Origin of the sequence: Pseudomonas sp. L7, from assembly GCF_046605565.1 — a bacterium.
Taxonomy (GTDB): domain Bacteria; phylum Pseudomonadota; class Gammaproteobacteria; order Pseudomonadales; family Pseudomonadaceae; genus Aquipseudomonas; species Aquipseudomonas wayambapalatensis.
Map to the genome: position 1 here is coordinate 3,807,415 of NZ_CP176784.1, position 19,608 is coordinate 3,827,022.

Here is a 19,608-nt window from a genome sequence, read left to right on the forward strand (position 1 = left end):
GGAGCGGGCTTGCCCGCGAATGAAACACCGCAGATCAACACCCTTGTCTCAAGTCGCCCCGCCCCTGGCCGTTATACTGGCAGTGGCAGCGCGCCCGGCATTATTACATGTGCCACCCCGCTGCCAAGAGGGCTGGCTCGACAGGTTGTATACAATCATGACGGAAATCAATAGTCTCGGCGCACAAAGCGCATTCGCGGCGCAGGTGGCCAAGGCCAGCCTGACCGGTGAGCTGCTGCGCCTGAGTCAACCGCAACCCGGCCTGATCCCCCCGGGCCAGACTGCCCAGGCCGAAGTGCTGAACCTGCGCCAGGTGGGCCAGGACTTCATGATGCTGTTGCGCCTGAGCCTGCCCAACGGCAACCAGGCCCAGGTGCAGGCCAGCGCCAACCAGCCGCTGCCCCCCGGCAGCCAGATCACCCTCGGCCAAGCCGACGGCAACCGCCTGGCGGTCGTCTTGCAGCAGGCCAGCGCCAGCAACATCGCTACCCTCACGCAGCTCGACACCGGCAAGATACCGATCGGCACCCTGCTGCAGGGCAAGGTCCTGACCAGCCAGGCGCTGCCGGGCGCCACAGCGTTCCGCTCATTGGTGAGCCTGCTCAACAGCAGCCAGGCCGGCGCCACCCTGACCCTCGACAGCCCACGCCCGTTGGCGGTCGGCAGCCTGCTCAGCGCGCTGGTGCAAGGCGACCAGTCGCTGCGCTTCGTACCCCTGAGTGGCCGTCAGGATCAACTGACCATCGCCCAACAGCTGCTGACCCAACAAAGCCGCCAGGCTTCGCTGCCAACCTTGCTCAATGCCTTGCAGCAGATCGCCAGTGCCCCTGCCGGCAACAGCGAGCTGAGTGCCACGGCGGCACGCCTGCTGGCCAGCCTGCCTGACCCTACGCAACTGGGCGATGCCAAGAGCATCGCCCAGGCGCTGAACAACAGCGGTGCGTTTCTCGAAGCCAAGCTGCTCGGCGGGCTGGGCGCCGCTGTCACGCCGGACCTCAAGGCACAACTGGTGCGCCTGGTGGCGCAGATCCTGCCAGGTGTTCCGAGCAACCCGACCTTCAACCCGGCCCTGGCCGCCACCGCCCTGGCTCAGGTCCTGCCGGGCATGGCCCGCAGTGCCCTGGGCATGCTCGACCAGGTCAGCAGCCGCCCTCAACCTGGTGCCTTCCCCCTGCCCTCGCGACTGCTGCAGAGCCTGGAAGAAAAAGGCGACCTGCAGCAATTGCTGCGCCTGGCCGCCGCCGCCATCTCGCGCGTACAAAGCCATCAACTGGCCAGCCTGCAGCAGACCGGCACCACCGAGAGCGGCAACCAGCAGACCACCTGGCAAACCGAGATCCCCTTGCGCCACGGCCAGGAGTTCATCCCGCTGCAGGCCAAGCTGCAACGCGAGGACACCCCACAGCAGCAGGCCGACCCGCAGCGCGAGCAGCGTGATCCGCTGCAGTCGCTGTGGCGCATCGAACTGGCCTTCGACCTGCCACCACTGGGCCCGCTGCAAGTACAGGCACAACTGAGCCAGGGCCGCCTCAGCGGCCAGCTGTGGGCCGAGCGTCCACAGACCGCACAACTGATCGACAGCCAGCTCGGCAGCCTGCGCGCACGCCTGCTCGCCCGTGGCCTCGATGTGGGTGACCTTGCCTGTCACCCCGGCACCCCGCCGCAAGGCCCGCGCACACGACTGGAACAACGCTGGGTGGACGAAACCGCATGAACAACAAAGCCCCTCGCCAGGCCATCGCCCTGAGTTACGACGGTGCACAGGCACCGACCTTGAGCGCCAAAGGCGAGGATGAACTGGCCGAGGCGATTCTCGCCCTGGCCCGCGAACATGAAGTGCCGATCTACGAAAACGCCGAACTGGTGCGCCTGCTGGCCCGGCTGGAACTGGGCGAACAGATCCCCGAGGCCCTGTACCTGACCATCGCCGAGATCATCGCCTTCGCCTGGCAGTTGCGCGGCAAACTACCGGCGAATTTCGACGACACGCCCCCAGGCGAGCGCGATATCACCCCCGGACCGCACCTGCCCCTTCCCGACGCCAGCAGTATCTAACACCCCGCCCATTACCGAACCGCTGTTCGATGAACTTGGCAAGCGCCAGCAGCAAAGGTCATACGCCGATGCCGACAGCCAGATCGTCAGCAATCACCAGATCGACAAGGCGCGCTGGAGCAGCTACCTCAATGCCGCCATGACCCTGCTCGCCCCCGTGGCCATGGTGGTTCCAGCACTCACCCCGCTGCTGGCCGCAGGAGGGCTGGCCCAGTTCGGCCTGGGGCTGGACAAGGCAAGCAACGGCAACACGCTCGCGGACAAGGCCGCTGGCGTGACGGCGCAAGCCTTTGGTCTGTTCAATGCGCTGCCATTGCTGGGCAACGCCCGTTTCCGGCCCGATGCACTGTTCAGCTACGGTCGGCCAGGCTTCGTCACCTTTGGCCAGATGCTGCAGCCCGTGGAAGAAGCCAGCGAGGCCCTCGCCCTGCAACCGTTGGCGCCAAAGCGCTGCCCACCTGCGGATGGCATGCCCGTCCACAGGCAGGGTCGCAGATATCTAACACTGCCGTCGCCACGAAAGCGCCACGCTGGGTCTCCCCCTGCCCAAAAGGTGATGTCATGCTTTCGACTCGAATCAACCCCGCCGGCGTGCAGTACGTACGCGACCATCTGGCTAACCTTCCGCGTCCCGACCATGAAGTCGGCCGCAGCATACAGACCTGGCTGCGCGCCCAAGGCGTGCAACTGGCGCCCGATCAGATCGAGGTCGTGACCCTGCATGTCCGTGAACCAGGTTCCGGCATACCCCTGGCGCAGGTGATCCAGCGCGTCAGTCTGATCGAAGCGGTGCTGATGAATTGGCAGGGTGAGTCAAACAACAATGTGTTCGACGCGCTGTTCGAACACCCATGGGCCGGAACCTTGCCTGCAGGCAAGATCCGCATCGTCGACACCTTGCCTTCTCCACCGATTGGCCACAACGGTGACTGGTACCGCGTCTTCAATGGCCTGTTCCGCCGCACCGATGATTCGCGCTTCGACTCCACGACGCTGCTGACAATCTCCGCCGAAACCCTGCAAAGCCATATCGAGGCCCTGGATTACCACACGCAGTACAAGGCATTGCTCGACACCTATTGGGCCGCCCATCTGCAAACCTATGGCCAATCCTGCAAGCTCAACTTCATCGCCGCCTGCAACAAGCAGGTCAGCGAAGGCAGCCTAAGCGATCCGGCAAGGCGGCTGATCTGGCGCGCAGCCAAGTTGCTACCGCGCGGCAGGCTGCGCCTGAGCACCCTGAGCATCTATGGCTATGCTTCCACCGACCTGTTGTACATCAATGATGTGGCAAGCGACCTCACCGTGCTGTACATGCCTGGCAACAGCTCGCCGCTGCTTGAATTCGCCAGCGAAGAGGCGATGAAGGACTGGATCGGCGAACAGTGCAAGGACGCCGGTAAACGTAACGCACTCAAGCGCCACTTCCGCCTCGCCGATGGCCCTCAGGGCATTGATTTCAGCGGTCTGGACACTGCCCTGGAAGGGCTTGGCGCCTACCCCGCCAGACACAACCTGCCACCGGAGCATGGTTTTTTCAACGACGACGGAACCTGGCCGCCACGGACCTACGTCAACTACCGACCCGGCAAGTACAATCCCAAGATCAAGGGCGACCTGTTCCAGGCCCTGGCCAAGCGCCAACGCCAGCGTACCTACGACGATGCGGACTTCCTCATCACCAGCGACAGCGAGGTGACGAAGAAAAGGTGGCAAGGCTATCTGAACACCACCCTGAACCTGGTCGCCCCCCTGACCCTGGTGGTTCCCGGACTGGCACCTTTGATCGCCATCGGCGGGCTGGCACAGGCAGGGTTGGGCCTGGACCAGGTCATCAACGGCAAGCATCTTCAGGACCAGCAAGCAGGCGTTAGCAACCTTGCCTGGGGCCTGTTCAATGCCCTGCCGCTGGTTGCCCAGGGTGTGGCCAAGAGCACGACCTTGTTCGAGGTCAAGAGCGAAAGCTTCGTCCCTCCTCGGCGCCTGAACGAGCAGATCGGCTACCCACTGAGCCCGATCACCCCGCCACGCCTGCCGGAACTGGATGCCGCCCCCTACTTCCACAACCACAGCTCGGTCACGCCACTGCCGGGGGCCGATCAGACCGTCGCCGACTCGGTGATCCGCGTCCCCAAGTACGACGGTTCGCTGGACGACCTGGACGCCAGCATAGGCGGCTACAACGTGCGCATGATCTATGACATGGAAAAGAATGCCTTCATCATCGAAGGCGATGAGAACAGCATTGAACCGATCCGCCATGTTGCCCTGCCCCACAGCAAAGACCTGGAGCCCGTCGAAGGTCCGCGCGAGGTCACCGACGCCATGCGCACCAGCACCTTGCGCGCACTGGGTATCGACCTTCCCTTGCCGGTGCAACTTCCGACCCTTGCCGAGAATCGCCTGCCCATTCCCAAGACCTTCTCTTCACTATGGGTCGGCGGCAACGTGATGGACCAGGACCTGATTCACAACCTGGCCAACAACGCCAGCCACCTGCAGAACAGCGAATATCGGCTACGCCTGTTCCTGTCCAATGCGTCCCCTGCGGCCTTCGAGGAAAATCTGCGCCTGCTCAACGAACAAGCTCCCGGCGTACAGGTTCTGCCGCTGGAAGAGCAAGCGTTCTTCCGCAGCTTCAGCCAGAGCAAGTACCACGCGCAGTACCAGGCGGCCCTCGACGGCAATGGCGGCGTGGCGCGCAACTATGCCTCGGCCGCAGATGTGCTGCGCTACCAGATGCTCTATCACGAAGGTGGCGTATACATTGACGTGGACGATACGCTATTCACGCCTGGCGAGATCGTCGATGGCAAGCCTGCACCAGCCGTCGATCAAGTCGAGCTGCGCACCACCCCCGACGGCCTGTTGCTGGCACCTGCGATGTCCAACGAAAAGATGGGCATGAACTGCCTCTTCAACAACAGCTTGATCGGCAGCCATCCGGGCAACCCGACGCTGGAAGCGATCAGCGAAGAGATGCACACCCGCTACCTGGCCCGCCCCGATTTCTACGACAGCAAACCCAGCGTGGCCGAAGACCCTCTCGGCTTTTACCGCTACGCCCAGCAGTTGAGCGAGCTCACCGGCCCCGCCCTGCTCACCCAAGTCGTCGACCAACGCCTGCCGGGATTGGCAACCTTGCGCCAGATCAACAACTTGTGCGGTATCCCGCGGGTCAACTCGTACCTGTTCGTCGACCTGCCGCAGGCTCAGAAACTGACCGACGAACTGCTGCCACTGGGTCGTGTGGCGAAGGTGGGAGGCAGCAACTCGTGGGCACGAACGTGAAATGAAACAAGGCGATCGATTGATCGCCTTGTTTTACCGTTATTCCCGACGATGCAACTTGCTCATCAACTCAGCCTCCGCCTGGGTCAGCCCGCAGCTTTCGGTGAGTTCGGAAACGCTCGCGCCCATCCCCACCAGCTTGGCGGCCTGGGAGAAGGTGACATTGTTGGGATCGCGCTGCTCCAGTTGCAGCAGCCTATCAGGCAGCGGCGAGACCGCCGCGCGCAGTTCGTGAATGGCCTCGCCCATGCGCACGGTGACGTTCTGGTAATCATCCAGACGTTTGGCCAGGTCCTTGATGCGCTGGTCACGTAGCGCATCGCCCTGGGCCTGCTGGCTGGCCATCTCGCGCTGGCGCTTGCTGTAGTTGAGGAAAAACCACAGGCTCAGCGCCCACAGCAGCGCCAGAAGGATTACCGCAGCCTCGAAGATCACCTCAGATGTTCTCCAGCTCCGACCACTCTTCCTCGGTCATCATCTTGTCCAGCTCGACCAGGATCAGCAGCTCGCCGTTCTTGTTGCAGACGCCCTGGATGAACTTGGCCGACTCTTCGTTACCGACATTCGGCGCCGTCTCGATCTCCGACTGGCGCAGATAGACCACTTCGGCCACGCTGTCGACCAGGATGCCGACGACCTGTTTGTCCGCCTCGATGATCACGATACGGGTATTGTCGGTGACATCGGACGGCATCAGGCCGAAACGCTGACGGGTGTCGATCACGGTGACCACGTTGCCGCGCAGGTTGATGATACCGAGCACATAGCTCGGCGCACCCGGCACCGGAGCGATCTCGGTATAGCGCAGGACTTCCTGCACCTGCATGACGTTGATGCCGTAGGACTCGTTGTCCAGACGGAAGGTGACCCACTGCAGGATCGGATCTTCGGAACCCTGTGCAGACGACTTTTTCATTCCCCTAGCCCTCTCAATCCGCCGTTGGCGGTGTGCTCGTTGTCGCCGCGGCAGCTGCGGCGCCGATTCAGTTGTGTTTGGTATTCATCTGCTTGACCGCACCGCTGGCGATCAATTCGGCCAGCTCGGCAACGTCGAGCAAGGCACACATGTGTTCGATCACCGTACCGGCCAACCACGGGCGCTGGCCACGCTGGCTGCGCCACTTGATCTCGGCCGGATCCAGGCGCAGCGAGCGGCTGACCTGATGCACCGCCAGCCCCCACTCGTAGCCCTGCACGGAAATCACGTACTGCAGGCCTTGACGGAAATCGTCACGGTAGCGGTCTGGCATGACCCAACGCGCGGTGTCCAGCACCTTCAGGTTGCCGGCCTGGCAACTGAGGATGCCGAGGAACCAGTCCGGTTGGCCGAACAGCGGCGTGAGCTCCTGGCCGGCCAGGCTGTAGATCGAGCCCAGGCACACCAGCGGCACCGCCAGGGTCAGCCCGGCCACGTCGAACAGCAGGCATTCGAAAGGCTCCGCTGCCCAGGCCGGACGACCATCGGCGGTGGCCGGTGGAACCGGTGCAGCAGGCGCCGGCAGGTGAACTTCGACCAGCGGTGCGACCGGCTCGATGGCCTGTGCTTCGGTCAGCACCGGGATGGCCGCCTCGGCCAGCACCTGGTCGTCGACCACGCTGACCACCGGCTGCACCGGCGGCAACACCGTGGGCAGTACATTGGCCACAGGCTCGGCGAACGGCTTGAGCGCTACCACCGGAGCGGGTTCGCGGCGCGCATCACGGGCCTGCTCTTCGCGCACGGCCGCGGCGAATTCGTCGCTGGGCTCAGGTGCCTCTGCCTGCGCAACCGGCAGCGGCGCCTCGGGCACCGAGGCCGGTTCAGTGGCTTCCTGCAACAGACCGTCGAGGTAGGACTGCAGGGCGAGTTGCGGCTTGCTGGTGATCTGCGGAGCGCGGTTCATCAGGCCACCTGCAATGCGTTGCGGTACGTCAGCAGGTGCTTGAGCAGCGCCCGGTAGGCGGTCACACCGCGGCTCTTGCCGTCGAACTGCGAGGGTGTGACACCGTTGCGGCTGGCATCGCGCAGGCGCGTATCGACCGGAATATAACCTTGCCAGACCTGCTCGCCGTAGGTGTCGCGCAGCACTTTGAGCGTGCCGAGCGAGGCCTGGGTACGGCGGTCGAACAAGGTCGGGACGATCTGGAAGGGCAGTGCCTGCTTGCGTGAACGGTTGATCATCGCCAGGGTGCCGACCATGCGCTCCAGGCCCTTGACCGCGAGGAACTCGGTCTGCACCGGGATCACCAGCTGCTGGCTGGCCGCCAGGGCGTTGACCATCAGTACGCCCAGCAAGGGCGGGCTGTCGATCAGGGCAAAGTCGAAATCCTGCCACAGCTGCGCCAGACTCTTGGCGATTACCAGGCCCAGGCCATTCTGGCCCGGCGACTGGCGCTCCAGCACCGCCAGTGCAGTGCTTGAAGGCAGCAGCGAAATGCGCTCATGGCTGGTCGGCAGCAGCAATTGCCCCGGCAGCCCTTCGGGCACCACGCCCTTGTGCAGGAACAGGTCGTAGCAGCTGTGCTCCAGAGCGTCGGGATTGTGCCCGAAATAGCTGGTCATCGAGCCGTGCGGGTCGAGGTCGACGACGACCACGCGCTTGCCCGCCTCGGCCAGCAGGCCGGCCAGGGCGATGGTAGTGGTGGTCTTGCCGACGCCACCTTTTTGATTGGCTACTGCCCAGACTCTCATCGTGCGTTGCTTCCTCCCAGCATGGGCGAAATGTCCCGCCGGGAACGGTTTTATAGATTCGGTGACGGAGATTTGACGGGATTGCTCCCGACCGTCGTGGCTGGCGTAGCTGGTGCACTTTGTGTGCCAGCACGGCGCAACGCCGCGTCCGGGGTGGCATTGGCACTGCCGGAGCCAGTCAGGCTGCGGCGCACCTCGAGGTTGCGCGAAATCACCAGCACGACCCGGCGGTTGCGCGCCCGGCCGTCAGCGGTATCGTTGCTGGCGACCGGCTGATACTCGCCGTAACCCACCGAGGCCATGCGCGCCGGGTTCACCCCTTCCATCGCCAGCAGCCGCACGATGCTCGCGGCCCGCGCCGAGGACAGTTCCCAGTTGGTCGGGTACTGGGCGGTACGGATCGGCAGATTGTCGGTGAAGCCTTCGACATGCACCGGGTTGGCGAAGGGTTTGAGAATCCTGGCCACCTTCTCGATGATCTCGAAGGCGATATCGCTGGGCATGGCGTCGCCGCTGCCGAACAACAAGGCCGAGTTGAGTTCGATCTCCACCCACAACTCATTGCCACGCACGGTCATCTGGTTCGACTTGATCAGGTCGCCGAAGGCATCGTCCACCTGGTCGGTGATGGTCTTGAGCGGATCGACGCTGGTCTGCCCCAGGCCCGCATCGACCTGGTCACTGTCCTTGATCAAGGGTTCTGCCGGCTTGATCGTCAGCGGACGTTCATCGCCGATCGGGATCGGCTTGAGGCTGCGCTCGGGGTCGTTGAACACCCCGATCAGCGCCTGGGAAATGACCTTGTACTTGCCCTCGTTGATCGAGGAGATCGAGTACATCACCACGAAAAAGGCGAACAGCAAGGTGATGAAGTCAGCGTACGAGACCAGCCAGCGCTCGTGGTTCTCGTGCTCCTCGGTATGGCGACGACGACGCATGGCTTACTCCATGAAGCCTTGCAGCTTCAGCTCGATCGAGCGTGGGTTCTCGCCTTCGGCGATCGACAGCAGCCCCTCGAGCAGCATCTCGCGATAACGCGACTGGCGCATGACGATGGCCTTGAGCTTGTTGGCCACCGGCAGCAGGATCAGGTTGGCACTGGCCACACCATAGATGGTGGCGACGAAGGCCACGGCAATGCCGTTACCCAGTTGCGACGGGTCTGCCAGGTTGCCCATCACATGGATCAAGCCCATCACCGCACCGATGATGCCGATGGTCGGCGCGTAGCCGCCCATGCTCTCGAAGACCTTGGCCGCCTGGATGTCACGGCTCTCCTGGGTGAGGAAATCGACCTCCAGAATGCTGCGGATCGACTCAGGCTCAGCGCCATCGACCAGCAGCTGCAAACCTTTGCGTGCGTACGGGTCCGGTTCGGCATCGGCGACGCCCTCCAGCCCCAGCAGGCCTTCCTTGCGCGCGGTCAGGCTCCAGTTGACGACACGGTCGATACCGCCGGCCAGATCGACCCGTGGCGGGAAGAAGATCCAGCGCAGGATCTGCAACGCACGCTTGAACGCCGACAGCGGCGACTGCAGCAGCGCTGCGGCCAGGGTGCCGCCGATCACGATCAGCCCGGCCGGGCCGTTGAGCAGCGCGCCGACATGCCCGCCTTCGAGGAAGTTGCCACCGACGATGGCGACGAACGCCAGGATCAGGCCGATAACGCTGAGAACATCCATCAGACACAGGCCTCTACCAGGTGCTTGCCGATCTCGTCCAGGCTGTACACGGCGTCAGCCAGGTTGGCCTTGACGATGGCCATGGGCATGCCGTAGATCACGCAGCTCGCCTCGTCCTGGGCCCATACGGTGCTGCCGCCCTGCTTGAGCAGGCGAGCACCTTCGCGTCCGTCGGCGCCCATGCCGGTCAGCACGACCGAAAGCACCTTGTCACCGTAGGTCTTGGCCGCCGAGCCGAAGGTGATGTCCACGCAGGGCTTGTAGTTCAGGCGTTCGTCACCCGGCAGGATCTTCACCGTGCCACGGCCATCGACCATCATCTGCTTGCCACCCGGGGCCAGCAGTGCAAGGCCTGGACGCAGCACATCACCGTCCTCGGCCTCCTTGACGCTGATCTTGCACAGCTTGTCGAGGCGCTCGGCAAAGGCCTTGGTGAACGCCGCCGGCATGTGCTGGATCAGCACGATGGGTGCCGGGAAGCTGGCGGGCAGTTGCGTCAGCACCCGCTGCAGGGCCACCGGGCCACCTGTGGAGGTCCCGATCGCCACCAGCTTGTAGGGCTTGCGCTTGGGCGTCGGCGAATGGCTGGCAGCGGCGCGCACCGGTGCCGCAGCACGAACCGGGGCAGTGCTGCCCAGGGTGCTGGTCGGAGCATGGCTGGTGCTGGGCGCGGCACTGGCAACCGGGCTTGGCGCGTGACTGGCGAAACTGCTGAAACGGCGATTGCTGCGCGAGATGGTGTGGACCTTCTCGCACAGCATCTGCTTGACCTTCTCGGGATTGCGCGAAATATCCTCGAAGTTCTTCGGCAGGTAATCGACCGCCCCTGCGTCCAGCGCATCGAGGGTGACACGCGCGCCTTCGTGGGTAAGCGAAGAGAACATCAGGACCGGCGTCGGGCAGCGCTGCATGATGTGCCGCACGGCGGTAATGCCGTCCATCATCGGCATCTCGTAGTCCATGGTGATCACATCAGGCTTGAGCGCCAGCGCCTGGTCGATCGCTTCCTTGCCGTTGGTCGCGGTGCCGACCACCTGGATGGTCGGGTCCGCCGAGAGGATTTCCGAGACACGGCGGCGGAAGAAACCGGAATCATCCACCACCAGGACCTTGACTGCCATAAACACTCCATTAGGCGGCGCAACCGCCAGGCCGCGCCGCCGAAATCAAATACGCCGGGCGGCGTAACGCTTGAGCATGCTCGGGACGTCGAGGATCAGCGCGATACGACCGTCACCGGTGATGGTGGCGCCGGACATGCCCGGGGTGCCCTGCAGCATCTTGCCCAGCGGCTTGATCACCACCTCTTCCTGGCCCACCAGCTGGTCGACCACGAAGCCGATACGCTGAGTGCCGACCGACAGGATCACCACATGCCCTTCGAGCTGCTCCTCATGCTGCTGGTCCTGGACCAGCCAGCGCTTGAGGTAGAACAGCGGCAGCGCCTTGTCGCGCACGATCACCACTTCCTGGCCATCGACCACGTTGGTGCGCGACAGGTCGAGGTGGAAGATCTCGTTGACGTTGACCAGCGGGAACGCGAACGCCTGGTTGCCCAGCATCACCATCAGCGTCGGCATGATTGCCAGCGTCAGTGGCACCTTGATGATGATCTTCGAGCCCTGGCCCTTGGCCGAGAAGATGTTGATCGAGCCGTTGAGCTGGGAAATCTTGGTCTTCACCACATCCATGCCCACACCGCGGCCGGACACGTCGGAAATCTCGGTCTTGGTCGAGAAGCCCGGGGCGAAGATCAGGTTGTAGCAATCCGACTCGCTCAGGCGGTCGGCTGCATCCTTGTCCATCAGGCCCTTCTCGACCGCCTTGGCGCGCAGGACGTTCGGGTCCATGCCCTTGCCGTCGTCGGAGATCGACAGCAGGATGTGGTCACCCTCCTGCTCCGCCGACAGGACCACCCGACCGGTGCGCGCCTTGCCGGAGGCCTCGCGCTCTTCGGGGGTCTCGACGCCATGGTCGACCGCGTTGCGCACCAAGTGCACCAGCGGGTCGGCCAGGGCCTCGACCAGGTTCTTGTCCAGGTCGGTCTCTTCGCCGACCAGCTCCAGGTTGATTTCTTTCTTGAGCTGGCGGGCCAGGTCGCGCACCAGGCGCGGGAAGCGGCCGAAGACCTTCTTGATCGGCTGCATGCGGGTCTTCATGACCGCGGTCTGCAGGTCGGCGGTGACCACGTCCAGGTTGGACACGGCCTTGGACATGGCCTCGTCGCCGCTGTTCAGGCCCAGGCGCACCAGGCGGTTACGCACCAACACCAGTTCGCCGACCATGTTCATGATTTCATCCAGGCGCGCGGTATCGACCCGCACCGTGGTTTCCGCCTCGCTGGCGCCGTGCTTGTCGGCAGCCGGGGCTGCAGCGCGTGCCGGGGCCGCAGCGGCGGCAGGCTTGGCGGCTGGCGCGGGTGCAGGCGCCGGTTTGGCGACGGGCTTGTTTTCAGCCTTGGCAGCAGGTGCGGCCGCCACGGCAACGGCAGGCGCTTCAGCCGCAACGGCATCGCCACTGAACTTGCCCTTGCCATGCAGTTGGTCCAGCAGGGCCTCGAACTCGTTGTCGGTGATATGGTCGCCGACAGGTTCGGCCGCCGGTGCAGTGGCAGTGCTGGCGGTGGCTTCGACGCTCGGCAGTGCATCGGCGGCAAAAGCGCCCTTGCCGTGCAACTGGTCGAGCAGCGCCTCGAACTCTTCGTCGGTGATCTCGTCACCGGCCGGCGCCGCGACTGCAGCCTCCGGCTCGCTCGCCGCGACTTCCGGCGAGAACTGACCCTTGCCATGCAACTGGTCGAGCAGCGATTCGAACTCGGCGTCGGTGATCTCGTCAGCGCTGCCGGAAACGGCTTCGCCCTGCGACTGCTCGGCCGCCTCGGCCTGGGCCTTGACCGCGTCGAGGGAATCGAGCAGTTGTTCGAATTCGGTATCGGTGATGTCCGCCTCGGCAGCCGGTGCCTCGACGACGGCCGCGGCCACGACAACCGGTGCCACGGCATCGGCGCTGGCCGGTTCGGCCAGGCGCGACAGCGCGGCGAGCAGCTCTGGCGTGGCCGGGGTGATGTCGCTGCGCTCGCGAACCTGGCCAAACATGCTGTTGACCGTATCCAGCGCTTCGAGCACCACATCCATCAGTTCGGCATCGACCCTGCGCTCTCCCTTGCGCAGGATGTCGAAGACGTTCTCGGCAATGTGGCAGCACTCCACCAACTCATTGAGCTGAAGGAAGCCGGCGCCCCCTTTTACAGTGTGAAAACCGCGAAAGATCGCATTGAGCAAATCCGCATCGTCAGGTCGGCTTTCCAGCTCGACCAGTTGCTCGGACAGTTGCTCGAGGATTTCGCCGGCTTCTACCAGGAAATCCTGAAGGATTTCTTCATCGGCGCCGAAGCTCATTAAACGTGCTCCCTAAAAACCCAGGCTGGACAGCAGATCATCGACATCGTCCTGACCGGACACGACGTCTTCACGCTTATCGGCATGAATCTGCGGACCTTCACCCCGAGTTGGATGTTTTTCTTCATCTTTTTCAGCACGCAATTGATCGTGGTCATGTTCGATACCGGCAAAGCGGTCGACTTGACTGGCCATCAACACGAGCTTGAGCAGATTGCTTTCGACTTCGGTGACCAGTGCGGTCACCCGCTTGATCACCTGCCCGGTCAGGTCCTGATAGTCCTGAGCCAGGAGAATATCGTTGAGGTGGCCGGCCACCTTGCGGTTACCTTCGGCGCTGTGCGTCAGGAAACTGTCGACGCGCTTGACCAGCTCACGAAACTCCGGCGCCGCCACCTCGCGACGCATGAAGCGCTGCCAGTCGACGGACAAGGTCTGGGCCTCGCTCGCCAGGTCGTTGAGCACCGGCGTGCTCTGTTCGACCAGGTCCATGGTGCGATTGGCCGCGTTCTCGGTCAGCCGGACCACGTAGGACAGCCGTTCGGTGGCGTCGGTGATCTGCGACACTTCCTCGGCCTGCGGCATGCGCGGATCGATCTGGAAACTGACGATGGCGCTGTGCAGCTCGCGGGTGAGCTTGCCGACCTCCTGGTAAAGGCCACGGTCACGGGTCTGGTTGAGCTGGTGGATCAGCTGCACCGCCTCGCCGAACTGGCCGCGCTCCAGGCTTTGCACCAGCTGCTCGGCGTGCTTCTTCAGGGTCGACTCGAACTCCCCCAGAGAATCGTTTCTTGATTCCATAGCGCCCCCAGACATGGCTCAGCCGTTGACGCGTTCGAAGATCTTCTCGATCTTTTCTTTGAGTACCTGCGCGGTGAAAGGCTTGACCACGTAGCCGTTGACGCCGGCCTGGGCCGCTTCGATGATCTGGTCGCGCTTGGCCTCGGCGGTCACCATCAGCACCGGCATGCCCTTGAGACGGTCGTGGGCACGTACCTTGCGCAGCAGGTCGATACCGGACATGCCGGGCATGTTCCAGTCGGTCACCAGGAAGTCGTAATGACCGCTTTCGAGCATCGGCAGGGCCGTGGTGCCATCGTCGGCCTCGTCGGTGTTGGTGAAGCCCAGATCACGCAACAGGTTCTTGATGATCCGCCGCATCGTCGAGAAGTCGTCAACGATGAGGATTTTCATATCTTTGTTCAATTAGACCTCCAAGCAGTCTTAAACGCGCTCGTCTGGCAAGCGCGCGCTCAATCAATTCGGCACCACGTAAAACGACTGCATCGAACCCGGGTTCACCGTGCCCGCCATTCACCCAACCGGCTGCGCAGACGCGCTGCGCACTGGCTGTGCAACTGGCTGACACGCGACTCGCTGACCCCCAGCACTTCCCCGATTTCCTTGAGGTTCAACTCTTCGTCGTAGTACAGCGCCAGGACCAGGCGCTCGCGCTCCGGCAGGTTGGCGATCGCGTCGGTCAGTGCGGCCTGGAAGCGTTCGTCTTCCAGATCCCGCCACGGCTCGACCTGGCCGCTGGCACCGTCCTCGTGCAGCCCTTCGTGTTCGCCGTCCTGCAGCAGGTCGTCGAAACTGAACAGGCGGCTGCCCAAGGTATCGTTCAGAATCCCGTAATAATCGTCGAGACCCAATTGGAGTTCGGCAGCAACCTCGTGATCTTTAGCGTCACGACCGGTTCTTGCTTCGACGGCGCGAATCGCGTCACTGACCATGCGCGTGTTGCGGTGCACCGAACGCGGCGCCCAATCGCCCTTGCGCACCTCGTCGAGCATGGCGCCACGGATGCGGATGCCGGCATAGGTCTCGAAGCTCGCGCCTTTGCTGGCGTCGTACTTGTTGGCCACTTCCAGCAGGCCGATCATGCCGGCCTGGATCAGGTCCTCGACCTGCACGTTGGCCGGCAGGCGCGCCAACAGGTGGTAGGCGATGCGCTTGACCAGCGGGGCATAGCGCTCGACCAGCTCGTACTGGGCGTCCTTGGACGCCTTGCTGTACATCTTGAATCCGCTCGCGTTCATAGCACCGGCCCCGCACTGGTAGGCTGCACCAGGCGCTCGACGAAGAACTCCAGGTGCCCACGCGGGTTGGCCGGCAGCGGCCAGCTGTCGACCTTCTGCGCAATGGCCTTGAAGGCCAGGGCGCACTTGGAGCGCGGGAAGGCCTCGTACACTGCGCGCTGCTTCTGCACCGCCTTGCGCACGCACTCGTCGTAGGGCACGGCGCCGACGTACTGCAGGGCCACGTCGAGGAAGCGGTCAGTGACCTTGGTCAGCTTGGCAAACAGGTTGCGCCCTTCCTGCGGGCTCTGCGCCATGTTGGCCAGGACGCGGAAGCGATTCATGCCGTAATCGCGGTTGAGCAACTTGATCAGGGCGTAGGCATCGGTGATCGAGGTAGGCTCGTCGCACACCACCAGCAGCACCTCCTGCGCGGCGCGGACAAAACTGACCACCGAGTCACCGATACCCGCAGCGGTGTCGATCACCAATACGTCGAGGTTGTCGCCGATCTCGCTGAACGCCTGGATTAGCCCGGCATGCTGGGCCGGCGCCAGGTGCACCATGCTCTGGGTGCCCGAAGCCGCCGGCACGATGCGTACGCCGCCCGGCCCCTGCAGCAGCACGTCGCGCAGCTCGCAGCGTCCTTCGATGACGTCGGCCAGGGTACGTTTGGGGGTCAGCCCCAGCAGCACGTCGACGTTAGCCAGACCCAGGTCGGCGTCCAGCAGCATGACCCGGCGGCCGAGTTCGGCCAGCGCCAGGGACAGGTTCACTGAAACGTTGGTCTTGCCGACGCCACCTTTGCCACCGGTGACGGCGATCACCTGTACGGGATGCATGCTACCCATGTCTGTTCTTTACCTTGTCTCGCGTGGGACCCGCCCACTTGAAGGGCCGCTGTCGACCCCCTGCGCCGTTCATCTTCAACCCGCCCGCTTATCGGGATTGTGGTAGAGATCAGCGAACATGTCGGCCATGGCCTCTTCGCTGGGCTCTTCCTGCAACTGCACGCTGACCGCACGGCTCACCAACTGGTGCTTGCGCGGCAGCTGCAGGTCGTCCGGAATGCGCGGACCATCGGTGAGATAGGCCACGGGCAGTTCGTGACTGATGGCCAGGCTCAGCACTTCGCCGAGGCTGCCCGTTTCATCGAGCTTGGTCAGGATGCAACCGGCCAGGCCACAGCGCTTGTAGCTGTGATAGGCGGCGGTCAGCACCTGCTTCTGGCTGGTGGTGGCCAGTACCAGGTAGTTCTTGGCGGCGATGCCGCGGCTGGCGAGCGACTCGAGCTGCATGCGCAGGGCCGGATCGCTGGCCTGAAGGCCCGCGGTATCGATCAGCACCACGCGCTTGCGCAGCAGTGGTTCCAGGGCCTGGGCCAGCGACTGGCCCGGATCGACATAGGTCACCGGCACATTGAGGATGCGCCCGAGGGTCTTGAGCTGCTCCTGGGCACCGATGCGATAGCTGTCCATGCTCACCAGCGCCAGGTGCTGCGAGCCGTACTTGAGCACGTAGCGTGCCGCAAGCTTGGCCAGGGTGGTGGTCTTGCCCATGCCGGCCGGGCCGACCATGGCGATGACCCCGCCCTCCTCGATCGGCTCGACCTCAGGCACCTCGATCAGGCGCGCCAGGTGCGCCAGGACCATGCGCCAGGCCTGGCGCGGGTCTTCGATTTCACCGGCCAGGTCGAGCAGTTCACGGGCGATCGGGCCAGACAGGCCCAGGCGCTGCAAGCGACGCCAGAGGTTGGCCTGCTGCGGCTTGCTGCCCTGCAACTGGCCCCAGGCAAGCGAGCCGAGCTGCACTTCGAGCAGCTCGCGCAGGCCCGAAAGCTCCGAACGCATGGCATCGAATACGCGCTTGTCCACCGCCGGAGCTGCCGGGGCCGGCGCAGGCACCGGCGCTTCCACATGCGGCTCGACCAGTGGCTCGGACGCGGTCAGCGACAGGCCGGCAAACAGTTGCCGGTTGCCGAGCTCGGCGTCACCACGCCCGTCCAGCTCGGCCTGGGCGGTGGCGATGCGCGAATGGGTCTTGCGCAGCTCGTCCTCGAGCTCGACATTCGGCACGCGTGGGGCCAGGGCGGACAGCTTGTAGTCCAGCGCGGCCGTCAGTTCGACACCGCCGGCGATACGCCGGTTGCCGATGATCGCGGCATCGGCGCCAAGCTCATCACGGACCAGTTTCATGGCCTGACGCATATCGGCGGCGAAAAAACGCTTAACTTGCATAACCCACTACCTCAGCCATTAGGGCCCACGGTGGCAACGATGGTGACTTGCTTGTTGTCCGGTATTTCCTGGTACGCCAGCACATGCAGGTTGGGCACGGCCAGACGACCGAATCTCGACAGCATGGCACGGATCGGGCCGGCGACCAGGAGGATGGCCGGCTGGCCTTGCATCTCCTGGCGCTGCGCCGCCTCGATCAGCGAACGCTGCAACTTCTCGGCCATGCTCGGTTCAAGAAGAACACCGTCTTCCTGACCCTGCCCGGCCCTTTGCAAACTATTGAGCAAGATCTGTTCCAACCTTGGTTCAAGGGTGATCACAGGCAGCTCGGACTCAACGCCGACAATGCTTTGCACGATGGCGCGGGACAAGCCGACCCGCACCGAAGCCACCAACGCGGCGGTATCTTGACTCTTGGCGGCATTGTTGGCGATGGCCTCGGCAATGCTGCGGATGTCACGCACGGGCACCTGCTCGGCAAGCAGGGCCTGCAGGACCTTGAGCAACCCCGACAAGGAAATGACACCCGGCACCAATTCCTCGGCAAGTTTCGGCGATGCCTTGGACAGCACCTGCAGCAACTGCTGAACCTCTTCATGGCCGATCAGCTCGTGGCAGTGCTTCTGCAGAATCTGGTTGAGGTGAGTGGCGACCACGGTGCTGGCATCGACCACCGTGTACCCCAAGGACTGCGCCTGGGCGCGCTGGGCCACATCGATCCACACCGCCTCCAGGCCAAAGGCCGGGTCGCGCGCGGCGATACCATTGAGGGTGCCGAACACCTGCCCAGGGTTGATCGCAAGCTCGCGGTCCGGGTAGATCTCGGCCTCGGCCAGGATCACCCCCATCAGCGTCAGGCGATAGGCACTGGGCTGCAGGTCGAGGTTGTCGCGAATGTGTACGGTGGGCATGAGAAAACCCAGGTCCTGCGAGAGCTTCTTGCGCACGCCCTTGATCCGCGCCAGCAACTGGCCGCCCTGGTTGCGGTCGACCAGCGGAATCAGGCGATAGCCGACCTCCAGGCCAATCATGTCGATCGGGGTCACGTCGTCCCAGCCCAGCTCCTTGGTTTCCATGGCGCGCTGAGGCGATGGCAGCAGGTCCTGTTGGCGCTGAGCCTCCTGCAGAGCCACCTGCTTGGCCTTCTGTTGTTTCTTCCACACCAGGTAGGCGCCACCACCGGCCATCAGGCCGAGGCTGAGGAAGGCGATGTGCGGCATCCCCGGCACCAGCCCCATCACCACCATCAGTGCGCCGGAAACAGCCAGGGCCTTGGGCGAATCGAACATCTGCCGGTTGATCAGCTTGCCCATGTCCTCGGAGCCCGAGGCGCGGGTGACCATGATCGCGGCCGCAGTGGACAGCAGCAGCGAGGGCAACTGCGCCACCAAACCGTCACCGATGGTCAACAAAGCGTACACCTTACCGGCGTCGCTGAAGGTCATGCCATGCTGCAGCATGCCGATGAGCATGCCGCCGATAAGGTTGATGAACAGGATCAGCAGGCCGGCGATGGCGTCGCCACGCACGAACTTGCTGGCACCGTCCATCGAACCGTAGAACTCGGCCTCCTGGGCCACCTCGGCGCGACGCGCCTTGGCCTGGGCCTGGTCGATCAAGCCGGCGTTGAGGTCGGCGTCGATCGCCATCTGCTTGCCGGGCATGGCGTCGAGGGTGAAGCGCGCGCTCACCTCGGAGATACGCCCGGCACCCTTGGTCACCACGACGAAGTTGATGATCATGAGGATGGCGAACACCACCGCACCGACCACATAGTTGCCGCCGATCACCACTTCGCCGAAGGCCTGGATCACCTTGCCCGCCGCACCGTGACCCTCCTGGCCGTGGAGCATGACCACGCGGGTCGAGGCGACGTTGAGCGCCAGGCGTAGCAAGGTCGCCACCAGCAGGATGGTCGGGAAGGCGGCGAAGTCCAGCGGGCGCAGGGCATAGACGCAGACCAGCAGGACCACGATCGACAGCGCGATGTTGAAGGTGAAGAACACATCGAGCAGGAACGGCGGGATGGGCAACATCATCATTGCCAGCATCACCAGCAGCAACAGCGGCACACCCAGGTTCCCCCGACCGAGACCGGCCAGGTTGTTACGGGCGTTGCTGATTAACTGAGCGCGATCCACCGGGTATCCTCTTCAAGCAAAACTTTGACGCCTGGACGGCGCTTGGGCGTGGCTTTGCAAGAAGCTTTCCAACTTTGCCTGGGTGCGGGGCCAGGCGCTCTGTTGCGGTGTTTTC

Annotated in this window: 18 protein-coding genes; 3 read left to right on the forward strand and 15 right to left on the reverse strand. The window is 63.9% G+C overall.

What is annotated here, in order from left to right:
* Nucleotides 1–157 precede the first annotated feature (157 nt).
* Together ACK3BK_RS17520 and ACK3BK_RS17525 are read left to right on the forward strand one after the other, a co-directional pair.
* Nucleotides 158–1,714, forward strand: coding sequence for a flagellar hook-length control protein FliK (locus ACK3BK_RS17520; RefSeq protein WP_411382980.1), 1,557 nt, complete (start codon nt 158–160; stop codon nt 1,712–1,714).
* Nucleotides 1,711–2,055, forward strand: a complete 345-nt coding sequence (locus ACK3BK_RS17525) for an EscU/YscU/HrcU family type III secretion system export apparatus switch protein (RefSeq protein ID WP_186666388.1) — start codon at nt 1,711–1,713, stop codon at nt 2,053–2,055. The genes ACK3BK_RS17520 and ACK3BK_RS17525 overlap by 4 nt, the downstream gene beginning before the upstream one ends.
* A gap of 58 nt (nt 2,056–2,113) precedes the next feature.
* Here ACK3BK_RS17525 and ACK3BK_RS17530 read toward each other — a convergent pair whose 3' ends face one another.
* Nucleotides 2,114–2,488 carry a hypothetical protein gene (locus ACK3BK_RS17530; protein WP_411382981.1) on the reverse strand — a complete coding sequence of 125 codons (375 nt, stop codon included), beginning with the start codon at nt 2,486–2,488 and terminating at the stop codon, nt 2,114–2,116.
* 128 nt (nt 2,489–2,616) lie between these two features.
* Here ACK3BK_RS17530 and ACK3BK_RS17535 point away from each other — a divergent pair, with 128 nt between their 5' ends.
* The gene (locus ACK3BK_RS17535; protein ID WP_411382982.1) at nt 2,617–5,346 is read left to right on the forward strand and encodes a dermonecrotic toxin domain-containing protein; all 2,730 of its coding nucleotides are present in this window, start codon (nt 2,617–2,619) and stop codon (nt 5,344–5,346) included.
* Nucleotides 5,347–5,385: 39 nt separating this feature from the next.
* Here the strand turns inward: ACK3BK_RS17535 and ACK3BK_RS17540 are convergent, their stop codons facing one another.
* The 14 genes from ACK3BK_RS17540 to flhA all read right to left on the reverse strand — a co-directional run bounded on the left by ACK3BK_RS17540 (nt 5,386) and on the right by flhA (nt 19,493).
* A complete protein-coding gene (locus ACK3BK_RS17540; protein ID WP_186709803.1) occupies nt 5,386–5,781 on the reverse strand; it encodes a DUF2802 domain-containing protein in 396 nt (131 codons plus the stop codon).
* A 1-nt stretch (nt 5,782) separates the two neighbouring features.
* The gene (locus tag ACK3BK_RS17545) at nt 5,783–6,262 is read right to left on the reverse strand and encodes a chemotaxis protein CheW (protein ID WP_016393802.1); all 480 of its coding nucleotides are present in this window, start codon (nt 6,260–6,262) and stop codon (nt 5,783–5,785) included.
* A 67-nt stretch (nt 6,263–6,329) separates the two neighbouring features.
* Nucleotides 6,330–7,229 carry a CheW domain-containing protein gene (locus ACK3BK_RS17550; RefSeq protein ID WP_186709802.1) on the reverse strand — a complete coding sequence of 300 codons (900 nt, stop codon included), beginning with the start codon at nt 7,227–7,229 and terminating at the stop codon, nt 6,330–6,332.
* Nucleotides 7,229–8,017 carry a ParA family protein gene (locus ACK3BK_RS17555; protein WP_186666398.1) on the reverse strand — a complete coding sequence of 263 codons (789 nt, stop codon included), beginning with the start codon at nt 8,015–8,017 and terminating at the stop codon, nt 7,229–7,231. Before ACK3BK_RS17555 ends, ACK3BK_RS17550 begins: the two co-directional genes overlap by 1 nt.
* Nucleotides 8,018–8,067: 50 nt before the next feature.
* On the reverse strand, nt 8,068–8,955 hold the full coding sequence (gene motD, locus ACK3BK_RS17560; protein ID WP_186666400.1) for a flagellar motor protein MotD: 888 nt from the start codon (nt 8,953–8,955) through the stop codon (nt 8,068–8,070).
* A 3-nt stretch (nt 8,956–8,958) separates the two neighbouring features.
* On the reverse strand, nt 8,959–9,699 hold the full coding sequence (locus ACK3BK_RS17565) for a flagellar motor protein (protein ID WP_186666401.1): 741 nt from the start codon (nt 9,697–9,699) through the stop codon (nt 8,959–8,961).
* Entirely contained in the window at nt 9,699–10,820 is a 1,122-nt protein-coding gene (locus ACK3BK_RS17570; protein ID WP_186666402.1) for a chemotaxis response regulator protein-glutamate methylesterase, read from the reverse strand. Before ACK3BK_RS17570 ends, ACK3BK_RS17565 begins: the two co-directional genes overlap by 1 nt.
* 45 nt (nt 10,821–10,865) lie before the next feature.
* Complete coding sequence (locus ACK3BK_RS17575; protein ID WP_411382983.1) at nt 10,866–13,097, reverse strand: chemotaxis protein CheA; 2,232 nt, start codon at nt 13,095–13,097, stop codon at nt 10,866–10,868.
* Between the two features lie 12 nt (nt 13,098–13,109).
* Entirely contained in the window at nt 13,110–13,898 is a 789-nt protein-coding gene (locus tag ACK3BK_RS17580; RefSeq protein ID WP_186666404.1) for a protein phosphatase CheZ, read from the reverse strand.
* An 18-nt stretch (nt 13,899–13,916) separates the two neighbouring features.
* Complete coding sequence (locus ACK3BK_RS17585; RefSeq protein ID WP_104881405.1) at nt 13,917–14,291, reverse strand: chemotaxis response regulator CheY; 375 nt, start codon at nt 14,289–14,291, stop codon at nt 13,917–13,919.
* 104 nt (nt 14,292–14,395) lie between these two features.
* Nucleotides 14,396–15,136, reverse strand: a complete 741-nt coding sequence (gene fliA / locus ACK3BK_RS17590; RefSeq protein WP_411382984.1) for an RNA polymerase sigma factor FliA — start codon at nt 15,134–15,136, stop codon at nt 14,396–14,398.
* Nucleotides 15,133–15,966, reverse strand: a complete 834-nt coding sequence (gene fleN / locus ACK3BK_RS17595) for a flagellar synthesis regulator FleN (protein WP_016393812.1) — start codon at nt 15,964–15,966, stop codon at nt 15,133–15,135. The genes fliA and fleN overlap by 4 nt, the downstream gene beginning before the upstream one ends.
* Before the next feature lie 75 nt (nt 15,967–16,041).
* Nucleotides 16,042–17,352: a flagellar biosynthesis protein FlhF gene (flhF, locus tag ACK3BK_RS17600; protein WP_411382985.1), complete on the reverse strand. Its 1,311-nt coding sequence runs from the start codon at nt 17,350–17,352 to the stop codon at nt 16,042–16,044.
* An 11-nt stretch (nt 17,353–17,363) separates the two neighbouring features.
* Nucleotides 17,364–19,493, reverse strand: a complete 2,130-nt coding sequence (gene flhA, locus ACK3BK_RS17605) for a flagellar biosynthesis protein FlhA (RefSeq protein ID WP_411382986.1) — start codon at nt 19,491–19,493, stop codon at nt 17,364–17,366.
* Between the last annotated feature and the right edge of the window lie 115 nt (nt 19,494–19,608).